Source organism: Parachryseolinea silvisoli (assembly GCF_021190955.1).
In the GTDB taxonomy this organism is placed as follows: domain Bacteria; phylum Bacteroidota; class Bacteroidia; order Cytophagales; family Cyclobacteriaceae; genus Ohtaekwangia; species Ohtaekwangia silvisoli.
This window is the reverse complement of sequence record NZ_JAIOAO010000005.1, coordinates 375,163-395,635: the sequence shown is the minus strand read 5'-3', so window position 1 is coordinate 395,635 and position 20,473 is coordinate 375,163. Positions and strand designations below refer to the sequence as shown.

At 45.9% G+C, this 20,473-nt stretch carries 16 protein-coding genes and 1 pseudogene; 6 read left to right on the top strand and 11 right to left on the bottom strand.

What is annotated here, in order from left to right; translation table 11 throughout:
- The first annotated feature begins 156 nt into the window (after positions 1 to 156).
- Positions 157 to 4,302, top strand: coding sequence for a hybrid sensor histidine kinase/response regulator (locus K7P01_RS26955; protein WP_267297705.1), 4,146 nt, complete (start codon positions 157 to 159; stop codon positions 4,300 to 4,302).
- 44 nt (positions 4,303 to 4,346) lie between these two features.
- Here K7P01_RS26955 and K7P01_RS26950 read toward each other — a convergent pair whose 3' ends face one another.
- The 11 genes from K7P01_RS26950 to K7P01_RS26900 all read right to left on the bottom strand — a co-directional run bounded on the left by K7P01_RS26950 (position 4,347) and on the right by K7P01_RS26900 (position 13,898).
- The gene (locus K7P01_RS26950) at positions 4,347 to 5,339 is read right to left on the bottom strand and encodes a 2-hydroxyacid dehydrogenase (protein WP_267297704.1); all 993 of its coding nucleotides are present in this window, start codon (positions 5,337 to 5,339) and stop codon (positions 4,347 to 4,349) included.
- Between the two features lie 174 nt (positions 5,340 to 5,513).
- Positions 5,514 to 6,281, bottom strand: a complete 768-nt coding sequence (locus tag K7P01_RS26945; protein ID WP_267297703.1) for an ABC transporter permease — start codon at positions 6,279 to 6,281, stop codon at positions 5,514 to 5,516.
- 1 nt (position 6,282) lies between these two features.
- Positions 6,283 to 7,011, bottom strand: a complete 729-nt coding sequence (locus K7P01_RS26940; protein WP_267297702.1) for an ABC transporter ATP-binding protein — start codon at positions 7,009 to 7,011, stop codon at positions 6,283 to 6,285.
- A complete protein-coding gene (gene nosD / locus K7P01_RS26935) occupies positions 6,986 to 8,236 on the bottom strand; it encodes a nitrous oxide reductase family maturation protein NosD (protein WP_267297701.1) in 1,251 nt (416 codons plus the stop codon). The genes K7P01_RS26940 and nosD overlap by 26 nt, the downstream gene beginning before the upstream one ends.
- Positions 8,233 to 8,658 carry a nitrous oxide reductase accessory protein NosL gene (locus K7P01_RS26930; RefSeq protein ID WP_267297700.1) on the bottom strand — a complete coding sequence of 142 codons (426 nt, stop codon included), beginning with the start codon at positions 8,656 to 8,658 and terminating at the stop codon, positions 8,233 to 8,235. The genes nosD and K7P01_RS26930 overlap by 4 nt, the downstream gene beginning before the upstream one ends.
- Positions 8,655 to 9,242 (bottom strand): hypothetical protein, encoded by a 588-nt coding sequence (locus K7P01_RS26925; protein ID WP_267297699.1) that lies wholly within the window; start codon positions 9,240 to 9,242, stop codon positions 8,655 to 8,657. The genes K7P01_RS26930 and K7P01_RS26925 overlap by 4 nt, the downstream gene beginning before the upstream one ends.
- A 90-nt stretch (positions 9,243 to 9,332) precedes the next feature.
- Positions 9,333 to 11,315, bottom strand: coding sequence for a Sec-dependent nitrous-oxide reductase (gene nosZ, locus K7P01_RS26920; protein ID WP_267297698.1), 1,983 nt, complete (start codon positions 11,313 to 11,315; stop codon positions 9,333 to 9,335).
- Positions 11,316 to 11,344: 29 nt separating this feature from the next.
- Positions 11,345 to 11,833: a cytochrome c gene (locus K7P01_RS26915; protein WP_267297697.1), complete on the bottom strand. Its 489-nt coding sequence runs from the start codon at positions 11,831 to 11,833 to the stop codon at positions 11,345 to 11,347.
- 514 nt (positions 11,834 to 12,347) lie between these two features.
- Positions 12,348 to 12,761 carry an OsmC family protein gene (locus K7P01_RS26910; RefSeq protein WP_267297696.1) on the bottom strand — a complete coding sequence of 138 codons (414 nt, stop codon included), beginning with the start codon at positions 12,759 to 12,761 and terminating at the stop codon, positions 12,348 to 12,350.
- Between the two features lie 124 nt (positions 12,762 to 12,885).
- The gene (locus tag K7P01_RS26905; RefSeq protein WP_267297695.1) at positions 12,886 to 13,122 is read right to left on the bottom strand and encodes a (4Fe-4S)-binding protein; all 237 of its coding nucleotides are present in this window, start codon (positions 13,120 to 13,122) and stop codon (positions 12,886 to 12,888) included.
- Positions 13,123 to 13,313: 191 nt separating this feature from the next.
- On the bottom strand, positions 13,314 to 13,898 hold the full coding sequence (locus K7P01_RS26900) for a Crp/Fnr family transcriptional regulator (RefSeq protein WP_267297694.1): 585 nt from the start codon (positions 13,896 to 13,898) through the stop codon (positions 13,314 to 13,316).
- Between the two features lie 307 nt (positions 13,899 to 14,205).
- Here K7P01_RS26900 and K7P01_RS26895 point away from each other — a divergent pair, with 307 nt between their 5' ends.
- The 5 genes and pseudogenes from K7P01_RS26895 to K7P01_RS26880 all read left to right on the top strand — a co-directional run bounded on the left by K7P01_RS26895 (position 14,206) and on the right by K7P01_RS26880 (position 20,453).
- Positions 14,206 to 15,090: a pirin family protein gene (locus tag K7P01_RS26895; protein ID WP_267297693.1), complete on the top strand. Its 885-nt coding sequence runs from the start codon at positions 14,206 to 14,208 to the stop codon at positions 15,088 to 15,090.
- 70 nt (positions 15,091 to 15,160) lie between these two features.
- Positions 15,161 to 15,640 carry a VOC family protein gene (locus K7P01_RS26890; protein ID WP_267297692.1) on the top strand — a complete coding sequence of 160 codons (480 nt, stop codon included), beginning with the start codon at positions 15,161 to 15,163 and terminating at the stop codon, positions 15,638 to 15,640.
- 106 nt (positions 15,641 to 15,746) lie between these two features.
- A pseudogene (locus K7P01_RS32205) lies at positions 15,747 to 15,914 on the top strand (permease prefix domain 2-containing transporter); the annotation flags it as partial.
- Positions 15,915 to 15,962: 48 nt separating this feature from the next.
- Positions 15,963 to 18,332: an ABC transporter permease gene (locus K7P01_RS26885; RefSeq protein WP_267297691.1), complete on the top strand. Its 2,370-nt coding sequence runs from the start codon at positions 15,963 to 15,965 to the stop codon at positions 18,330 to 18,332.
- A 108-nt stretch (positions 18,333 to 18,440) separates the two neighbouring features.
- Entirely contained in the window at positions 18,441 to 20,453 is a 2,013-nt protein-coding gene (locus K7P01_RS26880) for an adenylate/guanylate cyclase domain-containing protein (RefSeq protein WP_267297690.1), read from the top strand.
- Positions 20,454 to 20,473 lie beyond the last annotated feature (20 nt).

Sequence of the window (20,473 nt, the reverse complement as noted above, 5' to 3'; positions counted from 1 at the left end):
TGACCAATTTATTTGGTTTTGCTTGTACAAATATGGCAGATGACCGGGCTGGAAAGGGGTGAAATTCGTCTGGGAATAGGGGGGCAAACGTCCTGATCGATAGCCGCCATTGGGATGAATTTCTAATTTGCTTAACTTGAGTTGTATCCGCAGCCTATGAACTTTACTATAATGGCCAGGAGTAAATATTACCTCGTATTACTGATCACAGTGCTCCGGTACGGTTTGCTGGGCGCGCAAACAGGCCTTGTCAATTTTAAGCACCTTTCTTATCGCGAAGGACTGGTGCAAAGCCCGGTTTCGGCATTCCTGCAGGACGATCAGGGTTTTATTTGGTTCGGTAATCTGAAAGGCCTTACACGTTATGACGGTTATGAGTTCAAAACATTCATTCATAGCGTTTCAGATACAAGCAGCATCAGCAATGATCGCGTTAATGCCGTTTTTATGGACACCGAAAAATCCATCTGGGTGGCCACTGCGCATGGACTAAATCGCTTCGATCGCGATCTTGAAACATTTGAATCAATTGACATCGTCAAGGCAAAAGGCGGCAGGAACTACATTTCCGCTATTGCCGAGGATGGCCGGAAAAACCTGTGGATCGGTACGTTCGCAGGCCTGAAGAAATTGAATAAAGCCACTAAAACACTGGAAGACGCCTCAATAACGGAGACCATTTCAATAGCCAACGAGGCAGTATACTCCTTATATATAGACAACGAACAAAAATTGTGGGTTGGATCGAAAAGCGGGTTGAACAGGTTTGACCCGGTTTCGAGAAAAATGCTGCCTTTGCCCGATGCTATTCAGGCCAGCAAACTGCACCAGTCAACAAAAGTTGTCGTTATCCGGCAAACAGTCGATGGCGACCTGTGGTTTGGTACAGAAACATCCGGCGTCTTTCGGTTCAATGCTGCCAGAAATGAAATACAGTCATACGCATTCAAAGAGAATTGCGCCAACTGCTTATCGTCCGATTGGATCAAGGATATTCTGATCTATGATAGCAACACGTTGTGGTTTGCGACACAGAATGGCATCAGTCAGTTGAATACCACAAACAATCAGTTTACCAACTATTTACACGAATCAACCAACACGAATACGATCAGCGATAACGCCGTGCGGTGTCTGATGAAGGATCGCGCATCATGTGTATGGGTAGGCACCTTCTCTGGCGGTATTGATTTCTTTTATTCCGGAAATTCAAACTTTAACAATATCGGAGAAGCAGTTGGTCCGAAGGGTTTTTTGCACCCGCTGGTTAGCGCGCTGGTGGAAGATTCTGATGGTTCCCTTTGGGTGGGTACGTATGGCGGCGGCGTAAGTCATGTCAATAGAAAATTAGATTCGTTCACGCACTATTCGGTCAAGTCGCCGCGTAAGGGAAGGATCAACAACGGTATCAAGTCACTGGCCGACGATGGAGAAACCCTATGGATAGGCACCCTGGAGGGGTTAAGCGTCTTACAAAAATCCTCCGGAAAGATCACACATTTTGATATCCCAATCAGGCAGGGGCGACTCGGCGAAAAGATAGTCAATACAATACTGCCGGATGACGATGGTGCATGGATTGGTACCAACGGGGGCGGATTGAAATTCTTTCGCAACGGGCAAACACTTCTTTCATACTTAAATGAAGGCGGTGCCGGATCGGTCGCAGATAATTTCGTCACGGCACTCCTGAAAGATTCATTGGAAAATATTTGGGTAGGCACTCAGAATGGCTTGTCGTACTACGATACCCAAAAGAAAGCGTTTACTCATTTGTATAGACGAAGTAGAGACATTCAAAGTCGTATAAGTCATAATCACGTCACAGTCTTTTTTATTGACTCGAAGCGCAGGATGTGGATTGGCACCGAAAGCGGGCTAAATTACTTCGATGTAAAAACAAACGAATTCTATCCCATCACTGACCTGTTGGGGCTTGCCGATAATTTCATTCACGCGATCACGGAAGACGAGGATCAGAACTTGTGGTTTAGTACCGATATGGGCATTGTGAAATTGTCGTTTCGGAAATTCAGGACTCCATTTGATGTTGATGATTTCTACTTTACGGTATACAAATCATCCGACGGATTGCCGTGCAATCAATTTTCTAACGCCTGTGGTTTGTCTCTTCAAACGCATGAGCTGGCATTTGGCGGAACGAATGGGCTGTCTATTTTTTCTCCCGACAAATTGATCACAAACACCAGTCCAGCAACGATTGTGTTAACGGAAATATTGATCAACAATAAAAGCGTTCCCATCGGTGGAGAGTCTCCAATAGCAAAGTCACCCACGCGGGTTGATAAAATAACGTTGAACTACGACCAGGGCTCTGTTAGTTTTAAGTTTGCGGCGCTTAATTATATTAATTCGGAAAAGAGCCAATATGCCATCAAGCTTGGAGGGCTACGGGGTAACGAAACGTGGCGGCCCCTTGGCAATCAGCGGATTGTTAATTTCACCAACCTCCAGCCGGGAAGCTATAGACTTTACATCAAGACATCGAACGATGGTAAGCGCTGGGGTGCAGAAATCAGAGAAGTAGCGTTAACCGTGCTGCCGCCGTGGTGGAGAACCTGGTGGGCTTATGCCATTTATTTTTTGCTGGCAATGGGATTCGTAACGGCCGTGCTGGCCCTTATGGGATATCGCCGGCGAATGCTGGCTGAATTGCAAATGGAACATCTTCTGAATGAACGGAGGCAGGAGTTGTACCAAATGAAAATGAATTTCTTTACGAATATTTCGCATGAGATCCGAACCCCGCTTACGCTCATTCTTGGCCCGGTGCAGAAACTCATGGATGGTCTTTCCAATGAAAGGTTCGCCAGCAAGCAACTTCTCTTGATCAGGAATAACGCTTCCCGACTCATGAAGCTTGTCACGGAACTCATGGACTTTCGAAAAGCCGAAGAGGGGCATATGTCACTCTATATATCGCAACAAGACATCGTCCCCTTTTGCAAAAAGATATTCGAATACTTCCAGGGGCTTGCGGACGACAAAAACATTGCTTATGAATTTTTAAGTGATGAAGAATCGATATGGCTTTACTTCGATTCAAATCAACTTGAAAAAGTAGTTTTCAACCTTCTTTCCAATGCGTTTAAATTCACCCCAGATCATCGTAAGATTATTTTACGTATCGAATCCCGCCACGAATGGGTCGATATTCATGTTTCTGATAACGGCAAAGGAATTCCCAAAGCTCATCAGGACCAATTATTTAAGAATTTCTATCAGGTTGACGACTCCGGCAGGCAGAACATGGGCAGCGGAATAGGGCTGGCGCTTTCAAAGACTATTGTGGAGCTCCACAAGGGTATGTTGCATTTTAACAGCAATACCTGGACCGACGAAAAAGCTGGCAGTACTACATTTACGGTGTCGCTAAAAAAAGGGGTAGACCATTTTGATAAGACCCAGATCGTCTCTGAGTCATTTTGTTCGGATGATTATCAGGAAATCGGGTCGTTTACGGATCCTGTGCCGGGCGATGTCTTGGAAATACCCCGTACAACGCAGGTAAAACCAACCATTTTGATAGCGGAAGACAATGACGAAGTTCGGTCATTTATAGTCGATACCTTAAGACCAAACTACGATATCATCGAGTTCGCTAACGGATCGCATGCACTCCTGTCCATGGAGCGGAACATACCTGACCTCATCATCAGCGACATCATGATGCCGGGTACGGACGGGCTCGCACTGTGCGCGTCGGTTAAGTCCACAGAGAATACAAATCATATTCCGGTTATCCTGCTGACGGCTCGTTCGTCTGTTGGGAACCATGTACAAGGTCTGGCTACGGGCGCCGATGCCTATATCTCGAAGCCATTCAATACGAAAATACTCGAACTCACCATAAAAAATCTCCTCACGGCGAAGGAGATTATGCGTGAGAAATTTTCACAACAGCTGATTCTTCAACCCACCAGGATTTCTGTAACATCAAATTCGCCGGAGGAGCAGTTTATTGGTAAACTGATGGCTATCATCGAATCAAAAATGGATGATCCGCAATTTGATGTCGATGCACTGGTCATTGAAATTGGCATGAGCCGGTCTGTCCTTTATAAGAAAGTACAAGCCCTTACGAGCTATTCCGTTGCTGACCTTATTAAAGAAATGCGATTGAAAAAAGCCGCCGAGCTTTTGAAGCAGCCATCAATGTCCATTGCCGACGTGGCGTTTTCCGTTGGATTTAACGACCGTAAGTATTTTAGCAAAGAGTTCAGAAAAGAGTTCGAAATGTCTCCATCGGAGTTTATCGAAGCTCATCAATCGAAGGGATGAATTAACAAGAATCATCACTTTTGAATCTGCCTATTTCGGGACACTTATTCAGAAATCCTCACTTGATTTATAAGTTCGCCCCCCGTTGAAAATGCGTCGATATTTGCGAAAGTGGTAATGGCGATCTGTTCCATCGCTTCCTGAGTGAAGAAACCCTGATGAGAAGTGATTAGTACATTTGGGAAAGAGATAAGTCGCATGATCAGATCATCTTCAATAATGTCTTCAGACAAATCCTGGAAAAATAATTTACTTTCCTGTTCATAGACATCTAACCCAAGATAGCCAAGATGGCGGCTCTTTAGTGCTTTAATGACATCGGCGGCGTTAATCAATCCACCCCGGCTGGTATTGATCAGCATCGAGCCCGGCTTAAATAATTTTAGAGTCTCTGTGTTGATTAAATGCCTTGTGCTATCTGTCAGTGGACAGTGCAACGAGACGATGTCGGCCCCGGATAACGCTTCTGTTAAGGGACTATACAAAATACCCTCAGCGACGAGGTCTGAATCTGGGTAAATATCAAAGGCTTGTATATGGCAGCCGAAGCCTTTAAGGATACGGCAAAATGCTTTACCGATCCTGCCTGTTCCGATGACAGCAACCTTGCGGCCGTGCAGATTGAATCCCATCATGCGCTCAAGCGAAAAATTCCCTTCTCGTATGCGGTTATAAGCCTTGTGTGTTTTACGATTGAGGGTAAGAATCAGGGCCATGGTATGCTCAGCGACCGCTTCGGGTGAATACGCGGGTACCCGCACAACCGGCATTCCATGTGCAGTGGCGGCTGGGATGTCAACGTTGTTAAAACCAGCACATCGGAGTACAATCAAACGCACGCCCTGCCGGTGCAAGAGTTCCAATACGGTGGACGTCAGTGCGTCGTTAACGAAGATACAAACCGCATCACAGCCGCTGGCCAGGGATGCCGTCTGCTCGTGTAGGGGGACAGAAAAAAAACTTAACGTATGACCTGTGTTATATCGGATGAGAAATTCCTGGTCATACGAATATGTACTAAACACAGCGATTTTCATTGCGGCAGTGGGGATAGGATATCAGATGGTTTGATAGTAAAAATAGTTATTAAATATGTTAAAAGATCTGAAAACAACTTTTTTACGCCGCAATCATGTAAAGTGCGTGCCTCGAATTTCAGAAGTGACTTGTATTGGGAAACTGAATAGATCGGCTCGTCCGGCAGGACCGGCTTAAAGATCTTTTTTGAGGAATATTTTTGTCGCAAGAATGAGTGGAACGAGGATCCATAACAACAGAACGCCGGCCGAGAAGACAATTCCGATATGGCTCCCGAAAAAATCCTGAAAAAAAGCGCCGGTATACCCCATGAGGGCAGAGATGTCCAACTGAAGGAGCATCATGATCCTGGCGAGGTCAATTGGATTAAACGCGACGAGGGCAACGGTGACTTTTTCCAACGGATAATCTCCGAACGTATAGATGATCCACAACAAGAGTCCGTCAAAAATAAGGGAGAAGTAAAACCAGAAGAGCAGCGCAAGTCCGATGGCCTTTGCTTTGTCGCGTGTTAATACTGAGGCAAGGAAGGCGAGGGAGACAAACACGAGTGTAAGCATTAGGCCGGTGAACAACAGTGTAAGACTCCCGGGGGCCAGGCCGTAAAAGACAATCGGTAGACCAATGCCAATACAATAGGCGAAACAAAGCGACAGCCCCACCGAGAGGTATTCACTGAGATAGATTGTTTTTCGATTCACGGGCTGTGCCAGCATCAATTCAATAAATTCGTATGAATTATAGAAGTGGATGGTGGTGAATACAATGCTTACAAGCGGAATGGCCATCAGGACCACGTTCATCAGACTCATAATCACTTTACCGGTGTCGCTATCGAGCTGGTAGAGCGCAAACGTGCAGACAAACAGGAAAACGGTATACAGGAGGATGAACCGTGTTCTTAAAATGTCGTAAAAAATATATTTGATTATACGTGGCATGTCAATCGGGTATAGCGTGCGTGAATGCCTTTTCTTTAATGAAAGAGGCCATGGCCTTACCCAGTCGGCTTTCCTGGGTTTGTTCTTTCAGGTTTTCGATGGTGTCGTGGTACGCGACTTTTCCTTCAAACAAGTAAATGATGTGGGAGGATAATTCATCCAGGTCGCTCAATATGTGCGACGAGATCATGAACAGTTTACCCGCGTTTTTTTCCTGTATTATTTTCTCCTTGAGTATCTCTACCGAAACCGGGTCAAGTCCGGCAGTTGGTTCGTCGAGGATCAGGATAGGAGCGTGGAATAGGAACGCAAGCGCTGCGCTAACCTTCTGCCGCGTGCCGCCTGATAGTGTATGCATTCTTTTGTCTACTATTTTGTGGAGGTTAAATGCCCTTATCAATTCTTCATCGGTATTTGCTGTATTGCCGCGAATATTTTTCATCATGTCGAAAAGCTGGCCGATCCGCATATTCTCCGGATAACGCCCAATTTGTGGCATGTACCCGATCTTTTCACGGTATCGCCAATGGTCTTTGATATCTTCGCCGTCAACAAGGATCTTTCCGAGGGAAGGTATTACCATGCCAAGGATGGATTTTATAAGCGTTGTTTTTCCGGAGCCATTGGGGCCGACCAGGGCATATGAGTTTCCTTTCTCCAGATTGAAATTAACTTCACTCAGGACGGAAAGTTTCCCGAAATGTTTACTTACTTGTTGCAGCGAAATCATAGGGTTTCATAGAAGGCGAACTATCTTTCAGGTCTTCGGGCGTTACAACGGGAATGGCTTTCTCTGCGCGGTCAATAAGCAAAACAAAAAAACTTCTCCATAGAAGTATAGCCGCTGGTATTCTTTCCACGATCATGGCATACATATTCACCGGGCGGAAGGGTACGTCTCCAATACCATCTTTGTTTAGGTCATATCCCTGATACTTATCCCAATAGTTTCCATTGATTTGGTTTAGAACCAACGAACCGTTGGTTGCCATATCAAAGGTGTTAGCGGAAAAATTATTCCGGTTAAAAACATTGTCATCGGAGCTGGCCTGAAGTCTTACGGCATAGCCGTTTTCAGTAAAGGTATTTTCGGTAAAGTTTGTACGGCTCACACCCTCCAGGTGAATGCCGATTGTGTTCTTAAAAAATGTATTGTTTGTTACCTCGCTATCCCGAATGTCTTTCAGCAGCAGGCCATACGCGGAGGATCCCCAGTTTTCGTCAAAGGTGTTCCCAATCATTTTTACATTTTTTGTATACATGACAGCAACCCCTGCGCCATTTCGCAGGAATGTATTGTTGTAGTATTCGTCATTGTGTGAAAACATGAAGTGCAATCCATAACGCACATTCCCCTCGCTATGGTTGTTGGTGATGAGGGAATTTGTGACAAATTCGAAGTAGATTCCATCGCGATGCCCCTTTATATTATTTTTGTTTATGGTTATGTTTTCACATTTCCATAAATGGATGCCATTGCCGATCTGATTTTCTGCAATCCCATGTGAGTACAACGTGTTTTTTTCAATCAGCGAGGAGGTTGTGTTTGCGAGGTAGATCCCAAAAAACGTGTTTTCAAATTTATTGTGCTGAATTTTGATTCCTTTTGAGTCTAAAATTTTAATTGCCGCCAGATCGTTAATGTTGGCGACACCGGTGTCAATAAACCGGATTCCACTGACCGTAACGTTGGTCGCGTGAATGGTAAATATTTCGTATTTATGCTCTCCATCCATGGTTGGTAAACCATTTCCCAGGATTGTCAGAGATTTCTCTATAATTACATTGCCCTCTTTATAAATTCCAGGTTCAATAATAATGGTATCTCCATGGTCACTTAGCGCAACGGCCTCCTTCAGCGTAGTGATTTTTCCTTGTTTACTGACCCTGTACGTTCGTGCCTCGGCATAAGCCAGTGTAAAAACCAGAACAGAACAAAAAACAATGATCTTCATTCGCCGAATTGTTTCTCCAGCTCTTGCCAGGTTAATGGAGTGGCTTGCCAGTTTGTAGTCAACTCTGAATTTTGAAATTCAAAAGCTGCAACGCCGCTTGCCATCGGGCTCATCACTTCGCTGGATTTTAGGAAGTATGCTTTTTGTGCATCGATGAGTTTTTCGGGCTGCGAAAAGTCGATCACCAGTGTATGCTGATAGTCTTCCTTGCTCACGTCCGTACCTTTGTAAAAGTTGAACAGGCAGTTGATATCGTCAAATTTGTAGACCTTGCCCTTTTTGGTCACCAGTTCTGCTCCGAACTTGCGATCCATAAGCGTCATCTTACAGGCATGGCATTGATCTTTTCCATACGCCAATGGCTCTGGTTCAGCTGCGCAGCCGATAAGGAATAAGAATAAAGCAAATACGAATGGTTTCATGTCGTTGTTTTTTTTCTGTTAATGACTATTTCAAATACGATCACCATCGCAACGATAATAGCCGAGCCGATGAATACCCAGCCGCCAACGTCGGGACCAGAGAATGCAGTAAAATTTAGAAGCTGCTTCGTGCCTATTAGGGGAGGCTGATAGGACATTCCAGGAACCTGAATAGCAGCAGTAGGATCGAGGTTGTGTCCATAGTCATATCCCCATAAATAAAAATCTACAATCGCGCCGACACCTGCGGCGATGAGTAAACCCAGGTACACGAACAGGCTCCAGCGCTTGTTAATGATCGGAGCCAATAGGCCGAAACCAATGATGCCGGCGACAATGTACGGCAGATAATTAAACTCGGGAAACATCTCGACCTTGATGTGCTTCATACCAATATAATGGTTCAAGGCGTTGATGGTGTTTAAATCGCCGGTTATATTATTTATCCAGATTTTTAAACCCAGCCATTCAGGGTATTGCGGCGCCCACATCAGAATTCTCCATAAAGGCAAAAAATAGGCCGACACCATCAGTAAGGCTGACAACGCAATGGCAATTCTGGAGATGGGCTTTAAATTTTTCATTCTTCATTAAGATGTTTTTCAATGAGCGCCCCGTCAAATCCCCGAGGATTTAATCGGGACGCCTTCAACCTGCAAACTATGAATTTGGTCCTACTGCCCGGCACTGCTGGCCTGGGGTTCGATTTTTCCGGTTGAAAATTTTAATTCTGTTTTGCTGCCCGCGGGAGATACTCTTGCATAGCCTGACATTTCCTGGTGAAGGGCTGAACAAAAGTCCGTGCAATAGAAAGGTGTTATACCCGGTGTGAGCGGCAACCATTTTAGAGTTTGTGTTTCACCTGGCATAATAAGGATTTCTGAATTTAAGGCTCCCTTTATTGCGAAACCGTGGGGCACGTCCCAATCCTGTTCCAGGTTGGTAACATGGAAGTACACTTCGTCGCCAACGCGTATTCCTTCGATGTTGTCAGGGGTAAGGTGTGAACGTATGGCGGTCATGTATACATGTATTTCTTTTCCCTTGCGTTCTACTTTTGTTTTACCTTCTCCAAGCGCCGCATACGGATGTTTATTCTCTTCCAGCTTAAATATCTTGGTGGATTTGGGCATTAACATTTCTGCCGGAATCGCTTCGGCATAATGTGGCTCGCCCGTGGTCGGGAAGTCTAACAGCAATTGCATTTTGTCGCCGGAGATGTCATAGATCTGTGCCGACTGCGTTAACTCGGGGCCGGTGGGCAGGTACCTGTCTTTTGTGATCTTGTTATAAGCAATCACGTATTTGCCATGGGGCTTACGGGTAGGGCCGCCAGGTATAGACAAGTGTCCGATAGAATAGTAGGTAGGAACTCTGTCGAGTACTTCGAGACTTTCCACATTCCATTTTACAATTTCAGAAGACACGAACATCGACGTGTAGGCGTTTCCTTTCTCGTCAAACTCTGTGTGCAAAGGTCCAAGTCCTGGTTTCTTTACTTCGCCATGAAGGGCTGACTCATACTTAATCACCGGAATTCCGGCAAAATCTCCTTCGAAATCTTTATTTTCAATCGCTTTCATCACTTTCGCGAATGAGAAAACAGGAATAAGCGCGGCCAGCTTTCCACTGCTGACGATATATTCGCCCGAAGGGTTTACGTCGCAGCCGTGAGGCGATTTAGGGCATGGAATGAAGTAAATGATATCCTTTAATTCTGCCGGGTCTAACTGGAGTACTTCTGTGAGAATGGTTGAGGTGGCCGAGTGGGTCTCGTCACTATAGACATTGTGCGCGTATTTTGCATTGGTCTTTTTCCCTTTACCGGCTTTGATATATTCTTCTGCTTTTTTCCAATTTACAGCCATAATAAAGTCTTTGTCCTTTTGGGAGGCATTTACTTCCAGCAGGGTATAGGCTTGTTCTGTGTTATAGCAGGAGAAGAAAAACCATCCGTGCGACGGGCCTTTACCGGCCCGCGCGAGATCAAAGTTTACACCGGGGGTGAGTAGTTGGAACGCGATCTTCAAGCGTCCCGACACAGAGTCAACGTGGATGAAACTAACTGTCCCTTTAAAATTTTCCTTGTACGTACTGATCGGTACATCTTTGTTGTCACCGATTGGAATACTAAACCGTGTACCGGCAATAACATATTCTGTGTTTTCTGTAATAAAAGGGGAGGAGTGATTTCCGCCGCTGTTCGGGAGTTCGAGGATTTCCGCGGTTCGAAATGTTCTAAGATCAATGCGGGCTACGCGCGGTGTATTGTTGCCATTGGCAAAAGCCCATCGGCCATCATGCTCTCCGTTTGTTGTAGAAAGGGCAATGTGATGCAGGTCGTCCCAAGGCACGAATCCATGCGACGTGTTCAACATCGGCTTCGTCTCTTCACTGAATCCGTAGCCGCTTTCGGGGCTTAACGAGAATACCGGTAGGATGCGAAATAACCTTCCGGACGGGATGCCATAGATTCCGATCTGGCCGTTAAATCCGCCGGATACGATATTGTAAAATTCGTCATATTTTCCTGGCGCCACGTAGACTTTAGACGCGGCATCGCCGGTAGCGACGCTACCAGGTACGTTTGGTCTACAATTTGAAAGAGAAAAAGCTATAAAGATTCCAGCCATTCCCCACAGTACTTTATTTTTCATGGACATATAGTAGATAGTAAGATTGAATATTACTTTTCGCCGTCGTTTTGGCGCATAAATTCGAGGATGTCGCGGGCGTCTCCGATAGATACGTTTTGATTCGGCATGCGCATCAGACAGAGTTCAAGCAGCTTTTGGGCTTCCGGGTCTTTCTCCAGCATCATGTCTACATTGGTGACCATGTTCATGATCCATTCTGGCTTTCTTCGCTTGGTTACGTTTTTCCAACCCGGGCCCACCACGCGCTGGTCATCAAGTTTATGACATGCCTGGCATTTCATTTCGTAGATGGCAAGGCCCCGGGGAATGCGCTCTTGTTCGAGGGGAGTATTTAATTTAACTTCTTTTACCTGACCTATTCCTTTCCCCTCGTTCGCATTTTCGGCGATGGCATTTTTGGCCTCATCGTGTATAGACTCATAGGAGTCATCCTCATTTTCCGTCTTTTCTTTTGGTTTTTCGGGCCCACAGCCAATAAACAATACGCTGATGATGAGAATCGAAAATAGTTTTTTCATGGTTTTGCAGTTCGTGGTTGAATATTGGAAAGTCTCGTTTTCACAGCCTAAAGTACGGTAGCAAACAACGCATGCCTTATGATTCAAATCATAAGGCGAGGATGATTTAAGTCAATACGTAGTCTTTTTAGAATCAGGCTGGGGCGGATATGCCAGATACCTTCGATGGATATTGGAATGTAGGTGATTTGGAAAGAATGCCCAAATAAAATGGGTTGTCTTGATAACTTTATCCTATATAGTTTGAATGGTTGGCTGGCTAAAAATTATGCCCTGCGTATTTTAGTAAAGACGGGGCAGGATATACTCGTTCAGGAAGTTTTATGACTAACGATCTTTATAGGTAACGTTAAGGGTACACTTGTTAAAAGCGGTAAGGTCCGTATACAGTCTTTTAAACCGGAACGACCCTCGTCGTACCGCAGCAGGCCTGAATTACTGTGCGTGGGACAACGCTACTGCGAACAATAGCCCCGGCAACACGAGGATCTTTAATTCCATTTGACTTGCCCTCTTACTTAAGTTCCGTCTGGATGGTGATATTTCCTTTTAAGATCTTGGATACAGGGCAATCCTCAGCCACCCGGATCAGCCTTTCTTGTAGCTCCGGATCAACCAAATTCTTCAAGTCGATCTTACGGTCGATACGCAGGACCGTACCGTTGTTCTCGATCCGTTGGAACATGTTGGCCTCGACCTCAATCTCCGGGATCTCCAGACCTTTATGATCAATATACATCCGCAGTGTCGCCAGTGTGCAGGAAACAAGGGATGACAGTAAGAGCGTGTATGGATCCGGCCCGAGATCCTTACCGCCCAGTTTTTCAGGTTCGTCCGCGATCAGGACACCATTTCTCCAGTGAATGGCTGTTTTGAATTTTTCGATGCCGATCGCCCCCCTTACCGGTGCTTCCAACATGTATTTCATTGATGCCAGTCCTTTTCTTGGACATCCTCGTATTGCGCGGGTTGGCGTCTGAACGCTATATTTATATAAGGGGATTGCTGCACCTCGTCGTAAGCACGGCCTTTAAAAACTGGTGTGGTATTTTTCATTGTGCTTTAGTTTCGTTTTCGGCATCGTCAGTTATAATGGTCAATGCCCCGGAAGGGCAGCTGGCGACCTGGTTGATCAGCTCCTGAGTCGTCGCATTTTCAGGACGTATCCAGGGTCGCGCCTTCGGGTCATAGACCTGAGGCAGCGTCCTGACACAGATGCCGGCATGAATACATGTTTTTGGTTTCCACAGGATCGTTATTTCCCCGTTCGGATATTTAAGTACTTCCATAGCGTGCTTTTTACAGATTGATGCCGAAACCTACAAAAGGGCACATATAGCGAGTCAGGCTCGCCTTGCGTGACATTTGTTATAAGTTGACACGCAAATCTCTGCAACCGGGCGAAAAGAGAAAGATGATATTTATCACAAAAAGCAGTAGATAAAAATCTACTTTCTCGCAAGGGCAGGAAGAAAAGGATCTATTTCAGATTGTGCTGCCGTTTGACACGGCTCAGCGTATCCTTATTGATGCCGAGATAGGATGCGATAATGTGCTGCGGAAAACGTTCAATAAGTTCAGGATAGCATTCTGCCAAATCGGTATAACGCTTATCGGCCAGGGAGCTTATAGTGGAGGTAAGACGTCGGTTGTTGGCCATCATATTCCGCTCGTCAAGCTTCATTTTCATCGTACAGAACGCAGGTATTTTTTCCTGCAATTCAAGCGTGCCCTCCAGGGTGACATTAAGCAGCTCGCAGTGCTCCCAGGCATCGATATGATAGCGGCTTGGCGTGAATTCTACAAAACTTTCGCGATCACCCATCCACCAGTCCTCAATACCCAGCCGGACGATGTGTTCAACGCCTCCGTCATCAACGGAATACATCCGCATCGCACCTTTTACGATAAATGCAAAATATTTACACTGGTCCCCGGCCTGCAGTAAAAATTGTCTTTTTCTTAATTTGGACGGAATAAATATCCGTCTGATCAGTGCCTTTTCCTCGTCTGAAAGCGGTTCAGAACTGAATTTCTTCAGATAGTCAAAGAAAGCGTTGTGCATAAAACCTCTCGTATCTTTTAAGATTAAATATTTATCGATCGTCGCATAGCGTGGCACCTGCGGCGTCGGGAATTTATCGACAATTATCTACATTTTTTTGCTACATACATCATCTTTCTGATCTGCCAGGATCATGAAATTTGTGTTATCACAAACAAACAGAGTGATTATTCCAGGCGCAAAAAGCCCATTAGCAGTCCATGCGGGCCGTTGAAATGATCGGTTCGAAAGTGATCCCACAGATCAGAAAACGGCTGATAACCACCATCTAAAACAACAGAAATTTAAATCGTTCACAATAAATGTTATGAAAAAGAAAAGCAGCTTTTCCACCAAGGGACAAAGGGCAGATATAGGCGACCTTAGAATATACCGTATACTGGCTAACAGATACGCGGATGCTGTGGGTCCATTTGTATTCCTGGATCATATCGTTCCTACGATCCAGACTAAGATCAATAAGGAAGGTACCGGCGCTCATCCGCACCGGGGCATTGCCACGTTGACCTACATCCTGAATGGCGAGGACGAACATTTCGACGGTGCCGGGAACTATGCCATCGTTCATTCGGGCGGAATTCAATGGATGAAGGCAGGGAAGGGGATCATTCACGATGAAACGTTGAATTATGATTCCCGGACGGATTCCAAACTGATCCATGCCTTTCAATTCTGGATCAACCTGCCGGCAAAGATCAAAGCCGAAAAGCCGGAATATTTGGCTATTGAAGGCAATGAAGTGCCGTACAAAGCTTTACCAGATAAAAGTGGCTGGATCAAAGTTATCGTTGGTTCTTTTGAGGATCTAAGCTCTCCGATACCTGATTATTCAGAACAGTTCCTGTATCATATCCATCTGGAGCAGGATACCGTTTTTACTGTCAACTTTGCGGATAAACTGGAGGTAGCTGCTTATTTGCCCACCATGTCTGCCACGATCAACGACGAAAATTTCAACGATGGTGACTTTGTCGAGTTCGACAGAAAGGAAGGGAGTTTGGAAATCCGCAACCCAAACACCGAAGCCTGTGACCTTTTATTGTTTGGCGGCGAAACCTATCAGGAACCCGTCTTCGCAGAGGGGCCATTTGTCATGAATTCCAAGCTGGATATTGCCAACGCCTACCGGGATTTTTATAATGGCGATTACGGAAAGATCGATTACGAAAAACAAAGATCTAAAACACAATAAGCCGGCGCCGATACAGGTTTTTCTACAAAGCTGATCAAACCGAAAAAGAACTCACTACTTATTTTGACTCATGGACAACTACATCATACCCGCTCAAACCGGCATCGGTCACGTACATTTAAAAGTAAGCAATTTGCAACGCTCGCTTGAGTTTTACTGCGGTTTATTAGGCTTTGAGCTGATGAACACCTATGGCGATCAGGCTGCCTTCATATCAGCAGGAGGATATCATCATCATATAGGTTTAAATACCTGGCACAGTAAAGATAGCGGCCCGGCGCCCGTACGCGCTCCCGGGTTATATCATACAGCCATTCTTTATCCTGAGAGAAAAGATCTCGCGGCTATTTTACGCCGCCTGATACAGGCAAAATACCCTATAACAGGGGCATCAGACCATGGCGTATCAGAAGCCATTTACCTCGACGATCCCGACAAGAACGGAGTTGAACTGTACTGGGACCGTCCCCGGGAAGAATGGTACGATAACAACGGCAAAATAACCATGTACAGCAAAAGTTTGGACTTAGAAGGTTTACTCGCGCTTTAGTCAATTTGTCCTGGCGCTTCAAAAAATGCCATTTACTTAGCAAAAATGAAACTAATCGATTATATTTACGTTTGTTAAGTAAATAAAAGCCGAAATACTATTCGAGATGCAGCCCCCAAAACGAGCACTTCGTTTTCTTCGCTGGTTTTGCCGGGAAGAGTATATCGATGAGATCGAAGGTGACCTGGCGGAAATCTTCCTGAAACAGTATGCGATTTCTTCGCGGAGGGCAAACTGGTTTTTCACCTGGAGTGTTTTGAGACATTTTCGTCCCATGTTCATGAAGTCCTTTAAAAATTATTATCAACCTCACCCATACGGTATGTACAGAAATTATGTGAAGGTAGCGTTGCGTAATGTTTCGCGCCATAAGGGACTTACAGCGATCAACGTGGCGGGCCTGGTATTGGGTATTGCCTGTGCATTGTTCATTTATCTTATCGTTAGCTACGAGCTAAGCTATGATCGCTACCACGCGAAGGCCGATCGCATTTATCGCGTGAACAAAGGAGATCCGGCTGACGCCGATACGGGAACGCCCTATGGGCTCGCGGCAGCGCTTCGAACGAACTTTCCGGAAATGGAGCAGGTGGCCATTGTTTTGAAACTGAATCCCGAGCAATCCAATGTGGAGATGAATAATGAGTTGTTTCGCGAAACCAATACATATCTTGTTCAACCCGAGTTTTTCCGGATGATCGATTTTCAATGGATACACGGTACCCCGGGGTCGCTTGCTCAACCCCGGCATGCGGTGGTCACTCAATCTATTGCGGAGAAATATTTTAAGGGAGATGCGATGGGGAAAGTGCTTAGCGTTAACAACGGCTCTGATTTCACCATCACAGGTATTGTGGCAGATCCTCCCGTGAATACAGATTTTCCCATCCGGATCGCGCTATCGTTTGCTACGTTGGAGAATAGAGCCGACTCGGGTCTTACTGAAAATCTCGACGCCGGTACGAACTCATTCATGCAAACCTATTTTTCTCTCCGAGAAGGTGCTGATGCCGCGGCCATCGACCCCGGGTTGAAGCAAATGATAGAGCGAACACTCGACAAGGAACAACAAAAGACGACCGCCTTTTTTACCCAACCGCTTGCCGATATTCATTTTAATATCGGCAATTTCAATCAGCGCGTAATCTCTCGCACCACCATCCACACCTTGGGCATTATCGGATTGGTTGTATTAATCATTGCCTGTATCAACTTCATAAACCTGGCCAGCGCGCAAGCGATCCGGCGCGCCCGTGAGGTTGGAGTGCGCAAGACATTGGGAAGTACGCGAAGAAGTCTCGTGGTACAGTTTCTGATCGAGACGTTGCTCATAACCGGCGCTTCCGTATCATTCGCCATGCTCGTTTGCAGTCAGATGATACGCTTTTCTGAGCCTCTGTTTGGAATTCCGTTAAGTTCTGATGCGCTGCTCGACCGGGACACTTTCGTATTCCTTTCTATGGTAGTGGTTGGCGTCACCTTCTTGTCAGGATTTTATCCCGCGTTCATACTGTCGGGTTACCGCCCGGTCACGGCTTTAAAGGGATCAGCTTTCCATGGAACGACCGGGTTATTCGTTCGCAAAGGGCTGATCACGTTTCAATTCTTTATCTCGCAGGTACTTGTTATAGGTTCGATTATTGTCATCCGTCAGACCGACCACTTCCTGTCAAAGCCACTTGGATTTAACAAGGACGCCGTGGTGACTTTTGATCTTCCTGATTCCCGGGCGTCCGTACTTTCTTCCCTAAAAAATAGTTTATTGACACAGGCCACGGTGGAAGATGTCAGCTTTTCGCTAAACACTCCTTCGGCTACCATCAACAAATGGTGGGCGAACCTGAAGCACTCCTCGTTTATGGGCGAAGAGCGGTCAGCTGAAATTAAATATATAGACTCCACATATCTGCGCATGTTTGAGATCGAGCGGCTGGCCGGCACCCTTGACATCCCTGATCAATCGGGGAAATATGTAATCGTAAATGAATCACTCGTACACGAAATCGGAATGGATGATCCACAGGAAGCCATCGGCGAGAAAATTACGTACTGGTCCACAGAAGCGACGATCATCGGCGTTGTACGTGATTTTCAGACCGTAACGCTGCATGAGGGGCTGCATCCCGTCATCCTTACCAGCACAGGCTACTTTGCCAAGGGTTCTGTTAAAATCGACATGAGTCATGCTGCAGAAACTATTGCTGCCATCGAGAAACACTGGCGGGAAGCTTTCCCTGGAAATTACTTTACATACGCCTTCCTGGATGACCAGCTTGCGACCTTTTACAAGGAGGAGACGAAGATGTCGCGGCTGCTGACATCGTTTTCAGTCGTCGCTATTTCCATTGGGTGTATTGGTTTGTTTGGTTTGATTGCCTTCGTCGTGACGCAACGCGCGAAGGAAGTTAGTATTCGGAAAATCCTGGGGGCAACGATCGTTCACCTGGCGGCGATCTTATCAAACGACTTCATCAAGCTGGTGCTGATCGCCGGATTGATCGCCTGGCCGATTGCCTACTATGCGTTGGACCAGTGGCTTCAGGGCTTCGCCAATCGCATTGAATTGTTCGATAACGCGTGGGCTTTTGTGTTGTCGCTCGTGATAGCCGTGGGCTTTGCATTATTGACGGTGAGCTTTCAAACCATCAAAGCAGCGTTAGCGAATCCCGTCGATCAGTTGAGATCGGAATAAGCGTCGACATTATGGAACCTGCGGAAGCGCATAGGCATCGCAACATGCAAACTCGTAGAGGCGAATGCCGCTCGCCGGAGGATCACAGGCTGACCACGCCGCCACGCTATGAGCTCGTTGAGCTCTCCGATGACGCACTCACTGGCTGGACTCGTGTCGATGGCGATCGTTAAAACCTCTGCGCAATTTTATGTATTTTTGGCCATGCGTCAACTGGCAGCCATTCTATTTGCAGACATTACCGGGTACACGGCCATCATGCAGGAAAACGAACAACTTGCCCGGTTGAAGCGGAAACGATTTAAAGACATATTGACAGGCGCCGTTCAAACCTTCGAAGGAAAAATACTCCAGAACTATGGCGATGGCTCACTGGTCATTTTCAACAGCGCCCGTCAGGCTGTATCCTGTGGCATAAAAATACAAACGCAATTACAAGAAGAACCTCGTGTTGAGGTCCGCATCGGCATACACATTGGTGATGTGAGCGTGGAAGACGAATCCATCTATGGCGATGGCGTGAATATAGCGTCGCGCATCGAATCGGCCGCTACACCAGGCAGCGTTCTTATTTCCGGCAAGGTATATGAAGAAATTAAAAACCAGGACGATATCACTACGTTGGAATTGGGTTTCTTCGAATTCAAAAACGTAAAAGAAGCGATTTGCGTTTTTGCCATTACGAATGATGGCATTGTTGTTCCATCGCGGGCAGCATTAAAAGGAAAGACGAAGACGCCCGTAAACCGTGTTGCCGTTCTTCCTTTTGTCAATATGAGCGCTGACCCCGACAATGAATACTTCAGCGATGGAATTACAGAAGAGATACTGAACACGCTTACGAAAATAGACAATATCCAGGTGACTTCGCGAACTTCTGTTTTCGCTTTCAAAGGAAAAAGCATCGACGTACGGGATATCGGTGTTCAATTGAATGTTGACAAAATACTGGAAGGAAGTGTTCGGAAATCGGGAAATCGCCTGCGTATAACGGCGCAGTTAATTAATGCCGCCGATGGCTATCATATTTGGAGTGAGAACTATGATCGCAATCTCACAGATATTTTTGAAATACAGGATGAGATCAGCAACATCATTGCCAATAGGCTCCGGGAGAATTTGTCACCGGATCACGCTGAAAGCCCGTCCAGGACCGGCACTAAAAATATTGAAGCGTATACCCTCTATCTTAAAGGCCTTCATGCTTTCAATAAAATAACGCCAGCGGATACCCGGCAGGCCATTGTATATTTTGAAAATGCCCTAACGCTCGAACCTTCTTATGCGCAAGCACACGCAATGATTGCCCGTGCCTATACACACCTGGGTTCTACGGGACAGATGTTGCCCCAAAAGGCATTTGAGCTTGTTCATAAACATGCAGACATAGCCCTGCACCTGGATGCTACTATTGCCGAAGGCTACATTGCGAAGGCTGCAGCGTATTTGTATTATGAGTGGAGATGGGAAAAAGCACACGATGCCTTACAAAAAGCCATACACCTTAATCCTACGGCGACAAACGCATATCAATCGCTGGCCTACTACTATGTTATTGTAGGCAAGAAAGAGAAAGCCATCGTAGTGATGGAAGAAGCCACCAAACTTGATCCACTCTCACCGTTTATTACGCACCACCTGGGAAATATCTACGTTATGAATGAACGGTATGATGATGCGATTCTTCAGGCCGATAAACTCCTGACCATGGATCCTGCCATGCGCATCAGTATCGAATTAAAAGCATGGAGCACCGGCATGAAAGGCGAATGGGCAAAAGCGCTACCGTTGTTTTTAGAAACACATCGCCTCACAAACCATCCATTAAAAGGATTGATGGGGGTAGGTTACGCATACGGGAAATTAGGGGAGCGTGAAAAAGCATTGGAATGCATTCGCAAAATAGAACAACGTCAACGGGAAGAACCCGGCGTAGTGTTAGATAACGATCTTGCAGGAATTTGGTATGGCCTGGGTGACTTTGATAAGGCTTTTTACTATATCGAGGAAAGTTTAAAGAAAAGAACCTCGACACCAGCGTTATATCTGGAGTACCCCGCTTTCAAAGAATTGAGAGTCGATCCACGGTACGAAGCATTGATGAAGAGGGTACGTGGGTGAAGCCTGCCCATCTTTCCGAC

Excerpts from the sequence above, each read along its gene's own strand:
- K7P01_RS26880 (WP_267297690.1), top strand. The coding sequence starts at position 18,441 with ATGAGCTCGTTGAGCTCTCCGATGACGCACTCACTGGCTGGACTCGTG.
- K7P01_RS26895 (WP_267297693.1), top strand. The coding sequence starts at position 14,206 with ATGAAAAAGAAAAGCAGCTTTTCCACCAAGGGACAAAGGGCAGATATA.
- K7P01_RS26950 (WP_267297704.1), bottom strand. The coding sequence starts at position 5,339 with ATGAAAATCGCTGTGTTTAGTACATATTCGTATGACCAGGAATTTCTC.
- K7P01_RS26910 (WP_267297696.1), bottom strand. The coding sequence starts at position 12,761 with ATGAAATACATGTTGGAAGCACCGGTAAGGGGGGCGATCGGCATCGAA.
- K7P01_RS26890 (WP_267297692.1), top strand. The coding sequence starts at position 15,161 with ATGGACAACTACATCATACCCGCTCAAACCGGCATCGGTCACGTACAT.
- K7P01_RS26915 (WP_267297697.1), bottom strand. The coding sequence starts at position 11,833 with ATGAAAAAACTATTTTCGATTCTCATCATCAGCGTATTGTTTATTGGC.
- K7P01_RS26900 (WP_267297694.1), bottom strand. The coding sequence starts at position 13,898 with ATGCACAACGCTTTCTTTGACTATCTGAAGAAATTCAGTTCTGAACCG.
- nosD (WP_267297701.1), bottom strand. The coding sequence starts at position 8,236 with ATGAAGATCATTGTTTTTTGTTCTGTTCTGGTTTTTACACTGGCTTAT.
- K7P01_RS26940 (WP_267297702.1), bottom strand. The coding sequence starts at position 7,011 with ATGATTTCGCTGCAACAAGTAAGTAAACATTTCGGGAAACTTTCCGTC.
- K7P01_RS26945 (WP_267297703.1), bottom strand. The coding sequence starts at position 6,281 with ATGCCACGTATAATCAAATATATTTTTTACGACATTTTAAGAACACGG.
- K7P01_RS26930 (WP_267297700.1), bottom strand. The coding sequence starts at position 8,658 with ATGAAACCATTCGTATTTGCTTTATTCTTATTCCTTATCGGCTGCGCA.
- K7P01_RS26885 (WP_267297691.1), top strand. The coding sequence starts at position 15,963 with ATGTACAGAAATTATGTGAAGGTAGCGTTGCGTAATGTTTCGCGCCAT.
- nosZ (WP_267297698.1), bottom strand. The coding sequence starts at position 11,315 with ATGAAAAATAAAGTACTGTGGGGAATGGCTGGAATCTTTATAGCTTTT.
- K7P01_RS26955 (WP_267297705.1), top strand. The coding sequence starts at position 157 with ATGAACTTTACTATAATGGCCAGGAGTAAATATTACCTCGTATTACTG.
- K7P01_RS26925 (WP_267297699.1), bottom strand. The coding sequence starts at position 9,242 with ATGAAAAATTTAAAGCCCATCTCCAGAATTGCCATTGCGTTGTCAGCC.
- K7P01_RS26905 (WP_267297695.1), bottom strand. The coding sequence starts at position 13,122 with ATGGAAGTACTTAAATATCCGAACGGGGAAATAACGATCCTGTGGAAA.